We start from the raw sequence: 15889 nt of genomic DNA, 5'->3' as shown, positions 1-15889 counted from the left end.
CTTTTCTTAGCTATACAATATATTTTTTAAGATAATTAAAATTATATAAAATATATAATAAATATTAAAAATATATAAGCTAATAATAAATTTTCAGATTATTATATTGAAAATATTTTGCAGGTTTTAATTCTAAAAATATCTTTACTAAATTATACAAAATCTAAGGCTATACAATTTTAAAGTTTTTACCTCTCTCAATTAAAGCTTTATTAAAATATAAACAAAGTTTTATTTGTTTATTTTTGATAAACTTGTTAAAGATATTAGATTAAAGTGATATTTTACATATCATATTCGAAATATTGTATTTCTAAATAAATTTAAATTTTTTCTTGATTTATCTTTTAAAAAGTGTTTTAATTATTAAGAAAATAAATTAAAAGTTTGAAAAGGAAAGTTTTGCCCATATTTGCTAGGCTTTCTTACAAATTTTTTTTGCCTATTTTTAATAGTATGTAAATTTTTTTACTTACTTCTAGTTAATCGCAAAATTTTTTTGCCCAATTTTAAGGAAAAATTGTATTTCTCGAAAATAAGAAGGAGTTAATATGTCCAAAGAATTTTCAGTAAAAAAGACCCTAGTTATAGGTTCAGGTCCAATTATCATAGGACAAGCAGCCGAGTTTGATTACTCAGGAACCCAAGCCTGTGAGACTTTGAAAGCATGTGGAGTTGAAACTGTTCTCATAAACTCAAATCCTGCTACTATAATGACTGACCCAAATGTTGCTGACAAAACCTATATAGAACCTATCACCCTTAGAAGTGTAGAAAAGATTATAGAAATTGAAAGACCTGATTCAATTATAGCCACAATGGGAGGACAAACTTCTCTCAATATGACACTTAAGCTTAATGAAAATGGAATCCTTGACAAGTATGGGATTAAGGTTATTGGAACTGATATTAAAGCTATAGAAAAAGGGGAAGATAGGGACCTATTCAGACAAACTATGTCAGAAATTGGTCAACCTCTTATCTCATCTGAGATTTGTCATAAGCTTGATGAAGGTGTAAAATTAGCCAAAAAAATCGGCTATCCTGTAGTTATAAGACCAGCCTATACCCTAGGTGGAACTGGTGGTGGATTTGCAAATAACGAAGAAGAATTAAGGGAAGTCCTATCCCTTGGCCTTTCCCTTTCCCCTATTACAGAATGCTTAATAGAAAAATCCATTAAAGGTTGGCTTGAGATAGAGTTTGAAGTTTTAAGAGACAATATAGGTCAAAAAATTGTAGTTTGTGATATGGAAAATGTTGATCCTGTTGGAGTACATACAGGAGATTCTATAGTAGTTGCTCCTTGTCAAAGTCTTAAAAGAGAAATCGTAGATAAACTCAAAAGGGCATCTTTAGATATAGTAGAGGCAATTGGTGTAAAAGGTGCATGCAATGTACAACTTGCCTACAACAGGGAAAATGATGAATATGCAGTAATCGAAATAAATCCAAGAGTTTCTCGCTCATCTTCCCTTGCCAGTAAGGCTGTAGGATATCCTATAGCAAAGGTTGCTACAAAGATTGCCCTTGGTCTTAACTTTTCTGATATCTTAAATGAAACTACTGGAAAGCCACTTGGAAATTATGAACCAAAATGTGACTATGTAGTAGTTAAAATTCCAAAATGGGCATTTGATAAGTTCAAAAATGCAAAGAGAAAACTCGGTACAAAGATGATGGCAACTGGTGAAGTTATGGCAATTGGACACAACTTCAAGGAAGCCCTTCTTAAGGGAATTAGAAGTCTTGAAATAGGAAAAACCTCTCTTGAATCAGAGTTTTCAAAAGAAAAATCAGATCAAGAGCTTATATCAAGGATGCAAAATCCTGATGATGAAAGACTCTTTGACCTTGCAGAGTTTATCCGACGTGGTCACAGTATAGAAGAAGTACATGATATAACAAGAATTGAAAACTACTTTCTTAAGCTTATAAAAGAAATCATCGATGATGAAGAAAAACTTAGAAAACTATGCCTAGAAGACCTTGATAGTAAATATTTAAGAAAATTAAAGGAAGATGGTTTTTCTGATAAAACAATAGCAAGGCTTATAGGCTGCCACAGTCACGATATAGCAAAAATAAAAAAAGAAAATAAAATCTATCCAAAATACAGGAAACTTGATGTATCAGCCTTTAGGAAAAATGGCCAATACATATACTCATCATATGTAGGTAAAGATGAGTCTGAAATATCTGATAAGAGAAAAGTAATAGTAATAGGATCAGGTCCTATAAGGATTGGACAAGGTATAGAGTTTGACTATTGTTCAGTTCATGCTATAAAAACTTTAATCAAAATGGGAATTGAAACAATAACTATTAACAATAATCCAGAGACAGTATCTACAGACTTTGATACATCAGACAAACTTTACTTTGAGCCGCTTACAGATGAAGATGTTATTAATATCATAAAAAAAGAAAATCCAGAAGGAGTTATCCTCGCCTTTGGTGGACAAACTGCCATAAAACTTGCTAAAAACTTAGACAGACATCACATCAACATTATAGGAACAGGCTTTGATATTATAGACAGGGCAGAAGATAGGAAAAAATTTGAAAGACTTCTTGAAAAACTTGATATCAATAGGCCAAAGGGAGCAGGAGTTACAAGCGTTGAAGAAGGTCTCAATTTTGCAGAAAGACTAGGCTATCCAGTCCTAATAAGACCATCATATGTTCTTGGTGGACAAGGAATGGAAATAAGCTATGAAAAAAATATACTAGAACAATACCTAAATGAAGCATTCAAGAGAGATAAGGAAAATACAGTACTTATAGACAAATACCTCATAGGTCGTGAAATAGAAGTAGATGCTATATCAGATGGTGAAGATTTTCTTATTCCAGGAATAATGGAGCACTTAGAAAGGGCGGGGGTACATTCTGGAGACTCAACCTCAATCCATCCATCAATCAATATCTCTGATAAAATAAAAGAAAAAATCTACGACTATACTAAAAAAATTGCCAGAGAGCTTAATGTTAAGGGAATGATAAATATACAATTTATAGAATACAAAGACGATCTTTATATTATTGAAGTAAATCCACGAGCATCTAGAACTGTTCCCTACATATCAAAGGTATCAACAGTACCAATAGTTGATATAGCAACAAAAATAATGCTTGGTGATAAACTAAAAAACCTAGGATATGGTACAGGAATCTACAAAGAAAGCAAGATGACCTGTGTAAAGGTCCCAGTTTTTTCCCTAAACAAGCTCAATCGTGTAGAAATTTCTCTAGGACCTGAAATGAAATCAACAGGGGAAGTTCTAGGTATAGGAAAAGACATAGATGAAGCCCTTTTTAAGGGTTATGAAGCAAGTGGTGAACCTATAAGCAAAAATCATAAAAAAGTTCTCGCTTCAATCAAAAACTCTGACAAAGAAGAATTTCTTGAAATCGCAAAAATAATGAAAGAATTGGGTTATTCATTTATAGCTACAGAAAATACTGCTAAATTCTTAAATAAAAATGGTATAGAAACTAAAACTGTAGCAAAAATAGACCAAGATAAAAAAGATATACTAGACCTTATCAAAGAAGGAAAGCTTGATATAATAATAAATACCCCGACCAAGGGTGGAGATAGCCAAAGAGATGGTTTCAAAATAAGAAGAGCTGCCATAGAACATGGTATAGAAACTATAACAAGTCTTGATACAATAAAAGCAAGGTTAAGAGTAGAGGCAAAAGACTTTGACCAAAAAGACATAGGCGTATATGAAATATCAGAATTAGGCAAATAAGACCACATAAAAAACCCGGATTAAACCGGGTTTTAAATTTACTTATAGATGTTACTATTAATTACAAGACAATATTTTAAAAGAGTAAGCAAAAATGATTTCTAACAAGAGCACAGAGCCTAATAACAGATATCTTTGGATATTTAAAAAAATCCAAATCTTTAACTGACTGATAGCTGAATAAGCTAATAATAGTGCATAAAGGATCAAGTCTAAGTTATATATAGTTTTATAGAAAATTCCTATATAAGAGAAATTGTCAAAATAAGGACTATGTAGAAGATGATTTGATAGTCGATATTCTCTTTAGCTATGAAAATCTAAAACAATCCCTCTCATCAAAAACATATATTAAATTTTATAAAAAAACAATATCTTGGTATAAATCAAAATATATATAAGCTATAATATATGGATAAATTTATAAAATTAAGCTACAATATATTCATATTTTACCAGGGCAAAAACTATCTATTTACAAAATCACTTTTTACAAAGCCTTCCCTACCCCTATAGGAAATCTTAAGCCAAGCTTCACCATTGGCTTGAACTTCTTCTAGAATATTTACTTCTGCATTATTTGGTAAAGAAGTTATAAAATTATCCTCTTTTGTTGTAGGAGACTCTCTTAAGTTTACCTCTGCATTAGTCCTAGCCACAGTGCTTTCATCAGCCTTATCTTGATTTTCTGCTACTTTATTAGAATCTTCTTTTAAATCTTCTTTAGCTTCATTATCTTTTTTATCTTCTTTACTTAAATTAACATTATCAAAAACCGAATCGATTTTTACATCTCTTTTTTCATAAGACTCTTCCTTTTTACTACAAGAAGCAAGAATTATAATTAGAAAAAGAGATAGGATTACTTTTTTTAAATTCATTTCTTTCTCCAAAAACTAAAAATAGATCTCTTTTTTGGCTTGTCTTCCGCCTTTATAATATGGTCATAAGAGCTTGAAAGAAATTCATCTTCTAAAACCTTCTTAGGATTCATAGTTGATAAAACCTCTAACTTTTCATCACCTATTATATCGGCTATTTCTTTTTTATAATCACCAATATTTGGAGACCTCCACACTGCTTGGTGGCTGTCTGTAGCCAAAATATGAACCATATTTCTCATCAACAACTCTGTCAAAGTATCCCTATGTGACCTTATAGAAGAATAATTAGCCTGAATCAAGGCACCCATCTTTATAAATTCTAAAAGATAGTCTATGTTTTTTTCTACATAAGGATACCTTTCTGCATGAGCTATAATTGGAATAAGACCCTCAAGCTCTATATTGTAGATTAAATCTTTTAAAAAAGTAGGCTTATTTAAAAATGAAAGCTCTAAAAGAATATATCTAGAATCATTTAACTTTAAAAGCTTACCTTCTTTTATCTTTTTTAAAGAATCTGGCTGAATTTGAATTTCATGTCCCCTATAAATTTTAAAATCAAGACCTCTTTTTTTTACCTCTTCATTTAAAACTTTAACCTTATCATTTATTTCACTTGCCTTTACCATGTACCTTCCTGGATCGTAGTGGCTTGTGGCAATAATATCGGTAAAGCCATTTTCCATAAAAATATCGACCATCTTAAGGCTTTCATCAAGACTTTTTGACCCATCGTCAACACCATAGACTATATGATTGTGTATATCAATCATTTTAATAATATCCCTTATAAGATGATTCCTTTACATCAGCAAAAGTCAAAACCGCCCCAATTATTTTAGCGTTTACTTTTTTAAGATTATCCAAGGCATGATTAACTTCATCAATTTTAGTATCATTAGACTTAATAGCAAAGATTACCCCATCACACAAGGTAGATACAATAGATGCATCAGTAAAAAGTCCGACAGGTGGTGTATCTATAAAAACATAATCAAATTGCCCATTTAATAATCTAACAAGCTCTTTAACATGATCTGATGCTAAAATTTCTGTAGGATTTGGTGGAACAGGACCAGACAATAAAACAAATAAATTATCTTCATATTGATCCTTAATAAGCGCCTTATCTAAACTGACTTTTCCTGTTATAACATTAGTTACACCCATGTTGGTCTCTATACCAGAAACCTTACCAACCTTAGGAGCTCTAAGGTCAAAATCAAGAAGGGCAACCTTGTCCCCATTTTGGGCAAAGGACTTGGCTAAATCATAAATTACAGTAGTCTTACCCTCACTAGGCTTGGAAGAAGTTATAGCAAAAATCCTATTTTTATTATCTATATCTGAAAATTGTATATTAGTTCTAACAGAACGAATAGCCTCATTGTAGACTGAGGAAGTGTAGTAATTATTCTTATCACTCATATAAAACTCCTATTTTTCTATACTCTTATCAGGTATCATACCCAAAACTGGTATATCAAACTTTTCTCTAATATCATCTGTAGTTTTGATACTTGTATCTGATAATTCTTTAAAAATTGCTATTGTAAGACCTATAAGAAAACCTAAAACAAGTCCTATGGCAGTATTTTTCATAATGTTGGGTGATGATGGTTCCTTAGGTAAGGTAGCCTTGTCAAGGATTTGAACATTATCAACCTTCATAATCTCAGTTATGGACTCTTTAAAAATTTTAGATGTCTCATTAGCTATATCCATAGACCTTTCAGGAATAGTATCAATAACCTTTACTGATATAATTTGGGTATCATTAACTGGCTCAATAGACACCTTCTTAGCAAAATCAGGATAATCCATATCAAGATTTAAGTTCTTAATAACATTTTCTGCAACTCCTCTAGACTTTACAATCTCAGAATAAGTAGAAACCAAAGCTCTATTTGCTTGAATCTGACTATAATCTACATTGTTTTGTTGAGGATTTTCTTGGTTGTTTTTATTAGTGTTTCCTACTATCATTGTTGTGTTTGAAGTATACTTTGGTGTAAGTACGAACTTTGAACCAGCATAAACAAGTGTAGCTACTAATATAGCAAATGCTATAATAGCAAAAATATATTTTTTAAGCTTTTTTGCTAGTTCTAATAAATCAATTTCTTGTTCGATCATTAATATCTCCTTAATAAATTAAATGAAAGATAAATATTTAAATATTCTTTAGTATGTTAGCTATTTTATAAGAAGCTGTACCATCTCCATATGGATTTTGCGCTTTAGACATTTTTCTATACTCAGCTTTGTTTTCTAATAAAAGTTTAAAATTATCATAAATACTTTTTTCTTCTGTTCCTACTAATTTTAATGTGCCAGCTTTTATACCTTCTGGTCTTTCAGTAGTATTTCTCATAACAAGAACTGGTACTCCAAGACTTGGTGCTTCTTCTTGTATTCCACCTGAATCTGTAAGTATCAAGTGTGAATTTGCACAGAAGTTATGAAAATCAACAACATCAAGCGGCTCTATTATCTTTAGTCTATCAAAATCTTCAAAGATTTCCTCAGCCGCTTCTCTTACCAAAGGATTTTTATGAATTGGATAAATAGCTTTGACATCTTCGTGTTCATCTAATACTCTTCTTATTGCTCTAAACATATTTCTCATAGGTTTTCCTAAATTTTCTCTTCTATGAGCTGTTATAAGTATCAGTCTACTATCAGAAGCCCAATCTAAATATTCGTTTTTATAATCATTTCTTACTGTTGTTTTTAATGCATCTATTACAGTATTTCCCGTGACAAAAACATATTTAGGATCTTTACCTTCTTTTAATAAGTTTTCTTTTGCCCTCTCTGTTGGTGCAAAATTGAAATCTGAAATTATCCCAACAGCCTGTCTGTTAAATTCTTCTGGATATGGAGAATATTTATTGTAAGTTCTTAAACCTGCTTCAACATGTCCTACTGGAATTTGTAGATAGAAACAAGCTAAAGCTGTTACAAAAGTTGTAGACGTATCTCCATGTACTAGAACTATATCGGGATTTTCTTTTTCTAAAACTTCCTTTATTCTATCTAGAATATTTATTGTTACATCAAAAAGACTTTGTTTTTGTTTCATTATATGAAGATTATAATCGGGTGTTACATTAAATACTCCTAGTACTTGATCTAGCATTTCTTTATGTTGACCTGTTACACACACTATTGTTTCAAAATCTTTTTTTCTGCTTTTCAGTTCATTTACTAAAGGACACATTTTTATTGCTTCTGGTCTTGTGCCAAAGACTAATATTATTTTTTTCATTTACAATTCCTTTTTTTAATATTTTTAAAAAAATGCTTTAAAGTTACTAATAAATTATTCAAAAGTTTTTGGTTAATTATAGCTGCTAAAATCACAATTATTAAAAAAGCTATTATATGAATAATTAATATCCTTAAATAATAACTTAGTATCGAAACAGTTCCCATTATACTAATTAATAAAAAGAGTTTTTTTTCGATTCTTATATTAATGTACTTCCTTACATGAAAATATCTATAAATTGCCATAGTCATATAGGCTATCAATGTTGAGAAAGAAGCAGCATATAAACCAATAAACTTTATCATAATTAAATTTGTAACAATATTTATAATAGCAGAATAAATTGAAGTTTTCATAATCTCTACTGATTTTTTATATGCAGTATATATAACGCTATATAAACCTACAATAACTTGAAATAAAACCGCTACTAATAAAATTGGTATTTGATTATAGGAAGCTTTATAGTTTTCATTAACAAAAATATTAAATACAAAAGGTAAAATAACAATTATTCCAAAACAAACCGAAGCAAAAAAACTTAATGAAGAATTTATTACACCAGTTATATATTCTTGACTATCTTCATCTTTAATATGTAATGAAACAGATTCAGTCCAAGATAGGTGGAAAATATTATAAAAAGTTACAAACAATCCAGAAAATTTATTGGCAACAGAATAGATACCATTTGCTGCTATACCAATAAAAATACTTATAATAGTCCTATCCGAAGCATCTATAACCCACCAACATAATTGATTTGGTACTAACGGAAGAGAATATTTTAATACTTCTTTAAATACATTTTTTTTAAATTTTCTAAAACTAAAATACTCCATTAATCTCATTCTTATAATCAGATAAATACATGTTAATATTTTTCCAATTATTGTAGATAAAAACATACCCAATATACCTAATTTAAAATATACTATAAATAGAACATTTAATATGACTATAGAAGTTGCTGAAACAAAACTTCCAAAGGCATAAGTAGAGTTATCTCCCATTCCCCTAGGAAATTGTAACAAAGTATTTAATATTATATTTATTGATACATCTAAGGCAAGATAGAGTTTAAAATCTAAAGTTAAAAAATCTTGTACTAATATGTAAAAGATCAAATATAAAACAACTTGACCCATATTTACAATAAACACCGTTGAAAAAAAACTCTTTATAATATCTTTATTATTTCGATAATTTATCATAAACCTGAACATACCATTATCAAATTGCCAATTAAATAAAGGTACTAATAAAGCTACGTAAGTGTTTAATAAATCAAAAATACCAAATTCATTAGGCGATAAAAATGTAGTATATAGTGGTAATAATAAAAAGCTAATAAATTGTGTACATATTTTTCCTATAGTAAGTATAAGTGTATTAATAGCAAGCTCTTTATTTTTATTCATTTTACTCTCCAACATAGTTTACAATTTCTTCCAAATTTCTCCTTTCTGATTTTGCTACTAGAATGCTTTCTTTATCCACAATTTTATTTAATATTATAAATGATGATATGATTTCATAATCACTTAAACCAAGGATTTCTTTACATTTCCTATCTTGAGTTTCATTAAACGAACCATTTAAAATACACGTACCTAAGTTTTTTTGAAAAGCAGAATAAACAAGACTCATTGAAAAAGATCCACAATCATACATCGGTAATCTACGTTCAGCTACAGTATAATATCTCAAATCAGATACAACCACCAATAAAGCTCCTGAGTTTATACCAAAACCATTTGAACCCTTTTGAATATCACATAATTGCTTAATCTTTTCTTTATCCTTAACTATGTGAATTCTGACCGCTTGACGATTACAAGGACTCGGTGTATTTTGAGCAACTCTAATTACTTCATTAATTTCATCATTTGAAATAGGTTCACTAGTAGAATCATATAATCTTACAGTTCGCCTAGATTCTGCTAGTATATTGAAAGATTCTTGAGAATTTTTAAAAAAATCAGATTTAGATATTTCATAAGTTCCTACATTAGATTTATTTATTTTATCGACATCAAAATCGATTTTAGGTAATTCATTAGAAGGAACCCCTATCGATTCATTTATATTTATATATTTTCTTAATATTGATACCCCATTTGAAAGTACAAAATTATTTATATCATTAACCTTTACATATTGTGATAATTTTTTAGCAAGTAAATTAGCAGAATCTATTCCGAATTTTGCTTTAATATTTTTATGAGATAGTCCCTTTTCAATAGTATGACCTAGAACCAAAATATCTCTTTCATAAGTAGTACATGACTCAACATTACTATAAGAGTCACAACAATAATTCTTATATTTTTTCAAATCGTATTTTATTGTCTTTGTTTGATTATACTTATCTTTTAAAGCTCTTAAAATATCCATTAATTTCATAATAAAACACCTATCTATTTACTATATAAAATTGAATTTAAATAATTCATTATTAGTTTCTTATTTTTTTCTATACCTTTTTTCTCCAAATCTATAATTTCACACTTATTTGATAAAGCTCGATTTACTAATTCTTGTAGATTCTCAGTACTAGCAAACTCATCTTTTATACTATATTCCATTAAATTAATTTTTTCCATGAATTCAATACTTTTTGGATGATACGCTATAGCTACAACAGGAACATAATTTATTAATGAAAATACCACAGAATGAGTTTTATAAGCTAATATTAATTCTTTTGATGAGAAAAGCTTTACTGTATCTAGTATAGAATTAGTTTCTGGTTTCTCAATATTAACAACGCTGCTATCGAATTGTGTATTAACTTCTCTTAAAATATCGTTAGAAACTTCTAAATCATTTGGATCCATTGATATTATACTAAATTTATAGCCTTCTTTAACATAAATGTAAATTAAGTCAATAAGATTTTTTTTAACAAAAGGAAGTAGCTTATCTTTCTTATCTCCTACATAACTACAATATAAAGCTATTCCTATTCTTTTTGATTGTGTCTTCGAATTATATCTTGGAAGAGTGAATACTATATCAGGAACATATATATATGGAGTATCTATGCTCAACTCATCCAAAAATATTTTTGACGACTTATCTCTATATGCAATATTATTTACTTTCTCTAATATATATTTACTTACATTTCTCATATTGTTCTCATCTACAGGGCCTATAGATTGAGGCATTAAATATATTTTTTTATCTTCAAAAATAGGTACCAGATAATTAATTGCCAAGTTATAAAAATTTTTAACTCCTAATATATCTGTCAAGTGATGTCCACCTGTAACTAAAACAATATCTGATTCTTTAATTGCATTTAGATATTCTTTATCAACAAATAATTTATAATATTTCTTAAGTAAAGAAACTCTTCCTAGTGAAGCTATTGCCCGAAATATTAATTTATATATTTTTTTATTTTTAACTGGCCAATCAACAACTTTAAATCTTTTATCTATTAAATCACTCGGATCTGTGGTTGATACAGTAATCTCTATATTATTATCAATTTCTTTTAATATTCTTACTGTTGATTCTAAAACTGCTCTATCTCCATTGTTTCTATTATAATGCGAAGCTATTAGTATTTTTTTCATTTAATATTTGCCTTTCTAAAATTTTGAATAACTCTTTTAATATTTCAGTATAATTACAATTATTATAATAATTCAATGAATTGATCGAATAATCTTTAAAATTATCTTCTAATGTTTTAATTGCTTGACTTATACAATCTTCTGTAAATTTATCAAAGCAAATTCCACAATTCTTAGTTTCAAATAGAAACTTTAATCCGGGTATATTATTACCTAACATTGGAATACCAAATTTTGAATACTCAAAAGTTTTATTAGGAGCACAATAAAGTGTATTCAACTTAGAATATCCAGTATTTTCAGTAGGTGTATATGATAAAACACCTATGTGAGCATGACTTGTTATTTCTAAATGAAGAGGTGGAGTAACAAAAGGTATAAAATAATAATTATCACTGTTGTGATTTCCATATATATTTTTTCCACCTGACATTATAACAAATGCATACTTTCCATTAAATTTATCTACTGCATCTATAAAAGCATTTAAAGGTCTTTCAGGACTAATTATTCCTTGATATAATATAATTTTTTTATTTCCTATTTTTTCTATTACCTTTTTAGCGTTGTAATCACTTATATTTGAATTCTTACTTATTCTCACATTATTAAATGGTTTATTTGGTAATATAAAGGGTAGTTCATTTAACCCCCATAAAGCCTTAGTTATATGAGCACGATTATATTCAGGAACCACTATCATTTTTGCTGAGTTTCCTATTTTATTTGTATTCATCTTTAAGAAACTTAGCTTGTAATAATATCTAATATCTTCTGATAATTCAAGTAAATGTAAAACAAAATTTTTTCCTGTTATCTTATCTCCTAATATTTTCAGTGAAACATCTGTAATAACCCATATTATAGTATCCTCTTCATAATAAGAGTTTATAAGATTCCAAATATTTGATCTCCACTTAAATAAACTAATCATTTTATTTATTGGACTTTTTATTCCTTCGTAATCAATATTAAGTTGCTTAATTGTAGTATATTTAAAATCCTCTCTTAAATCCTTTCTACTTTTTGTTGTAATTAACGTATTTTTTATTTTTAAATATTCAAATGCATGCAAAAGGTTCAAAACTGGCGGATAACCGTAAGGATCACCTATTAATACTGTTATTATTTTCATTAAATCTCCTATGAATTAATTATTTTACTTAAGTTTTTTGCCAACTATAGTCAGATACTATAATCTAATTAAAATTAGACTACAAAGTGAAATTAAAACTATAAGGGTATATATTATTCCATTCAGGTTTATAAATTGCAATTATTATAAAATATAGAGTAAATAAAAATACCAATAATAAAGTAATAATTATTCTATTATTCTTAAGTTTCATTCTTCTTAAAGTATTTGGTATTAATACTATAGAAAAAACGCTAAAAAAATAACTACATCTATCAAGCAAGTTAAATCTTAAAGATACAAATAAAATCAAAAAACTTACCCATGTCATATTTAATTGTAAAGCTAAATCATTATCATAATAATATTTATTTTTATCTGATTTATAAAATAAAATACCAAAACAAAATATACTCAAATATATGAACATTTTAATTACTGACGCTAATTTAACATCATTTAATAAATATTTACTACCTTGATATAAGTAGTGTTCATAAAAATAAGGTATAATTTTTCCAATTATATTCATTAAATAAGGTAGAATAATAATTGAAATTATAGCAATCACACTAGACCATTTGATAAATTTTTTACTCAAACGTTTAGGCACCAAGAAGCCTAAAGAATATACTATCGATATACGTTGAAACAATGGTGATATTAATGCATATATAGTTGCTATTAGTTTATTTGCTTTTTTTAAATCATACATCATATAACCAGTAAGAACAACTGTAACAGCTAGTTCCAATCTGAGAATACTTATTGTATTAGCCCAAATTCCTAAAGTTATAAAAAGAAAAAGAGATATGCAATAGTTTTTAGAATAATTTTTAATAAAATAATAATATATCATATAAATATATGAATTTATAATACCTAGAAATATTGTGAAATTATTAGTATATCTAGATATTGTTTTATTAATAAATAAAAAACCTTCCTCAAATCTCCATGTCATTTCAGTATAATCTTGTGTATAATGTAGAATATTGAATAGATTATAATAACTTCTTGTATCATTTCCAACATTTAAACTTCTAAATGTTGCCATAAACCATAATAAAAAAATTGTAAATTTTAAGATGAACTTATTTTTTGATTTTTCTGTAAAACTAAGAAGTACAAGCATTGTAATTAAAAACGCATATATTGTCATATTTCCTCTCTTGCCAAGCAAAGAAAATAAATAAATTAATGCCAAGATATTTTATCAAATTATACCTTTTTTATTTATATTATTTATTCGTTTATCTCTTTATATTTTTCAGTAACTTTTAATGCCTCAATTTTTATGTTAAAACCCATATTTTGCATTGTTAGATATCCACTGTCACGATTAATATTTGATTCTGCAAGCTTTATAGAAATTTCAGCCCATTGTTTAAAGGAATCATTTAAAGATAAAAAATCTGAAAAATCGGTTCCTATTTCTCTAGTTATTGTATCAGCAAATACTATAGGTAAACCAGAACATTGAGCTTCAACTCCAACCATAGGTAATCCCTCGTATAATGATGGCAAAATCATACAATCCATTACTTGATAATAATGGTATACATCCATTTTCTTTCCAAACACAATTACTTTATCAGTTAGATTGTTTTCTCTAATTTTTCTTTCAATTTCATCACGTAAATATCCGTCGCCCAACAATATTAAAATTGAATTTGAATTTAATTTAATAATTTCCTTAAATACTTCTAATAAAAACATGTGATTTTTCTGAGGAACCATATTACCAACATGACCAAAAACTAACTTATTATTTAAATTAAGCTTGTTTCTTAAATCATGTCTAATATTTTTATTAAAAGCGTACCTATCTAAATCAATAGCATTATTCATAACATAAAAATCTGCTCTTTTATACAAAAAATTTCCTGCAGCACTGGAACAAGCAAATTTATAATCTACTTGAGAATTTAATTTATAACATAAAGCTCTATTCCTTATTCCATTTAATTTCTTATCAGACCATTTTGTTGCATGACTATGGACAATTATATTATCTACATTATTTCTTCTTAGAGTTTTATATATAAATATTAACACAAAAGGATCATGAATTTGCACAGTACTGTAGTGATTATTTTTTAAAAATTCATCAAGTTTTTTATTGAATTTGAAAATATTTTTTAAATTAGCAATCTTATAAACATTTCCACCTAATTTTTGAATCTCATTTTTATAAGTTTTAGAATTAGGATTTATTTTATCAAAATATAAAAAATCAAATTGAACCTTATTTTTATCTATATTTCTAAAATAATTCATTAAAACACTCATTACACCACTATTAACAACTATAGTAGAATTAATATGTAAAATCCTCATATATTCTCCTGTTTTTCAAACATAGAAATATCTATCATTTTACCTAATTTATAATCATATTCAGGTGGATTAAATGGTATCATACCTCCAGCTGGGGTAAATGTTAGCTCTGCGAAATAGTAATTTCCATCAGCTATAAAAAAATCCACCCTCACAAAAACAAAATCCTTAGATAAAACTTCAGCTGCATTCTTCATTTCGTCATAAAAACTTGGCAACTCTAATTTATCTATTTTTATGGTTTTATAGTCATCTCTACTAAAATCAAGTTTTTCACCTTCCATGCTAAAAAAACCAATTTCTGCATCTCTATCATTAATCATGTTTGATGAAACATATATAAACTTAGGAATTCCGTTAAAACAGAAAAACTTGTAGTCTACTATATTTTCTCCTAAGAATTTTTCACATATAATATGAGGAGTTATTTTAGAATAATGTCTTTCAATATTAAATTCTCCGAAGTCTTCATTCATCCATTTATTTAGTAATTTCAAAGCTTCTGATTTATCAAAATCATCCTTATCAGTACAAATTATATTATACGCACATCCGTGATTACATTTTATTACAAATTTTTTTGGCAGTTTATCCCAATTTATATTTTCAACAGAATCCCATTGTCCAATTAAAGGAACTAAAATATTATCTAAACCTTTATTAGCTATATAATTTCTTACTCTATATTTATCTGTTCCTTTTACTACAAGGGCATTATTTGGAAAATAATTTATCTTTAACCATTGTATCTTTTCATTAAAGGTTTTTGGATTTTTTAAATTAATACTTTTCTTAAGGATTGCTCTAGAATATATTTTACATAATAATTCATCTGAAATAAATTTACTTGCTAAAACTTGTCCTCTTCTCCTTAATTTGTATAGAATGTTATCTCTGTTCATTTATAT

Annotated in this window: 13 protein-coding genes; 1 reads left to right on the top strand and 12 read right to left on the bottom strand. The window is 27.6% G+C overall.

Annotated elements, in window-relative coordinates:
- Nucleotides 1-551 precede the first annotated feature (551 nt).
- The gene (carB, locus tag FYJ26_RS04585) at nt 552-3761 is read left to right on the top strand and encodes a carbamoyl-phosphate synthase large subunit (RefSeq protein ID WP_154540076.1); all 3210 of its coding nucleotides are present in this window, start codon (nt 552-554) and stop codon (nt 3759-3761) included.
- A 467-nt stretch (nt 3762-4228) separates the two neighbouring features.
- Here the strand turns inward: carB and FYJ26_RS04580 are convergent, their stop codons facing one another.
- The 12 genes from FYJ26_RS04580 to FYJ26_RS04525 form a co-directional block, all read right to left on the bottom strand.
- The gene (locus tag FYJ26_RS04580; RefSeq protein ID WP_154540074.1) at nt 4229-4642 is read right to left on the bottom strand and encodes an SH3 domain-containing protein; all 414 of its coding nucleotides are present in this window, start codon (nt 4640-4642) and stop codon (nt 4229-4231) included.
- Complete coding sequence (locus FYJ26_RS04575) at nt 4639-5418, bottom strand: tyrosine-protein phosphatase (RefSeq protein ID WP_154540072.1); 780 nt, start codon at nt 5416-5418, stop codon at nt 4639-4641. Before FYJ26_RS04575 ends, FYJ26_RS04580 begins: the two co-directional genes overlap by 4 nt.
- 1 nt (nt 5419) lies before the next feature.
- Nucleotides 5420-6073: a CpsD/CapB family tyrosine-protein kinase gene (locus tag FYJ26_RS04570; protein ID WP_154540070.1), complete on the bottom strand. Its 654-nt coding sequence runs from the start codon at nt 6071-6073 to the stop codon at nt 5420-5422.
- Between the two features lie 9 nt (nt 6074-6082).
- Nucleotides 6083-6781 carry a YveK family protein gene (locus FYJ26_RS04565; RefSeq protein ID WP_154540068.1) on the bottom strand — a complete coding sequence of 233 codons (699 nt, stop codon included), beginning with the start codon at nt 6779-6781 and terminating at the stop codon, nt 6083-6085.
- A gap of 37 nt (nt 6782-6818) precedes the next feature.
- Nucleotides 6819-7916: a non-hydrolyzing UDP-N-acetylglucosamine 2-epimerase gene (gene wecB, locus FYJ26_RS04560; protein WP_154540066.1), complete on the bottom strand. Its 1098-nt coding sequence runs from the start codon at nt 7914-7916 to the stop codon at nt 6819-6821.
- Nucleotides 7913-9340 carry a lipopolysaccharide biosynthesis protein gene (locus tag FYJ26_RS04555; protein ID WP_195837847.1) on the bottom strand — a complete coding sequence of 476 codons (1428 nt, stop codon included), beginning with the start codon at nt 9338-9340 and terminating at the stop codon, nt 7913-7915. Before FYJ26_RS04555 ends, wecB begins: the two co-directional genes overlap by 4 nt.
- Nucleotide 9341: 1 nt before the next feature.
- The gene (locus FYJ26_RS04550; RefSeq protein WP_154540062.1) at nt 9342-10325 is read right to left on the bottom strand and encodes a nitroreductase family protein; all 984 of its coding nucleotides are present in this window, start codon (nt 10323-10325) and stop codon (nt 9342-9344) included.
- Nucleotides 10326-10339: 14 nt separating this feature from the next.
- Complete coding sequence (locus tag FYJ26_RS04545; RefSeq protein ID WP_154540060.1) at nt 10340-11506, bottom strand: polysaccharide pyruvyl transferase family protein; 1167 nt, start codon at nt 11504-11506, stop codon at nt 10340-10342.
- Complete coding sequence (locus FYJ26_RS04540; RefSeq protein ID WP_154540058.1) at nt 11475-12641, bottom strand: glycosyltransferase family protein; 1167 nt, start codon at nt 12639-12641, stop codon at nt 11475-11477. The genes FYJ26_RS04545 and FYJ26_RS04540 overlap by 32 nt, the downstream gene beginning before the upstream one ends.
- Nucleotides 12642-12720: 79 nt before the next feature.
- Nucleotides 12721-13776, bottom strand: a complete 1056-nt coding sequence (locus tag FYJ26_RS04535) for an EpsG family protein (protein ID WP_268234521.1) — start codon at nt 13774-13776, stop codon at nt 12721-12723.
- A gap of 110 nt (nt 13777-13886) precedes the next feature.
- Nucleotides 13887-14981: a glycosyltransferase gene (locus tag FYJ26_RS04530; RefSeq protein WP_154540054.1), complete on the bottom strand. Its 1095-nt coding sequence runs from the start codon at nt 14979-14981 to the stop codon at nt 13887-13889.
- Nucleotides 14978-15883 (bottom strand): ATP-grasp fold amidoligase family protein, encoded by a 906-nt coding sequence (locus FYJ26_RS04525; RefSeq protein WP_154540052.1) that lies wholly within the window; start codon nt 15881-15883, stop codon nt 14978-14980. Before FYJ26_RS04525 ends, FYJ26_RS04530 begins: the two co-directional genes overlap by 4 nt.
- Between the last annotated feature and the right edge of the window lie 6 nt (nt 15884-15889).

Origin of the sequence: Anaerococcus porci (assembly GCF_009696575.1) — a bacterium.
Taxonomy (GTDB): Bacteria; Bacillota; Clostridia; order Tissierellales; family Peptoniphilaceae; genus Anaerococcus; species Anaerococcus porci.
This window is presented reverse-complemented; position numbering and strand designations above follow the sequence as displayed.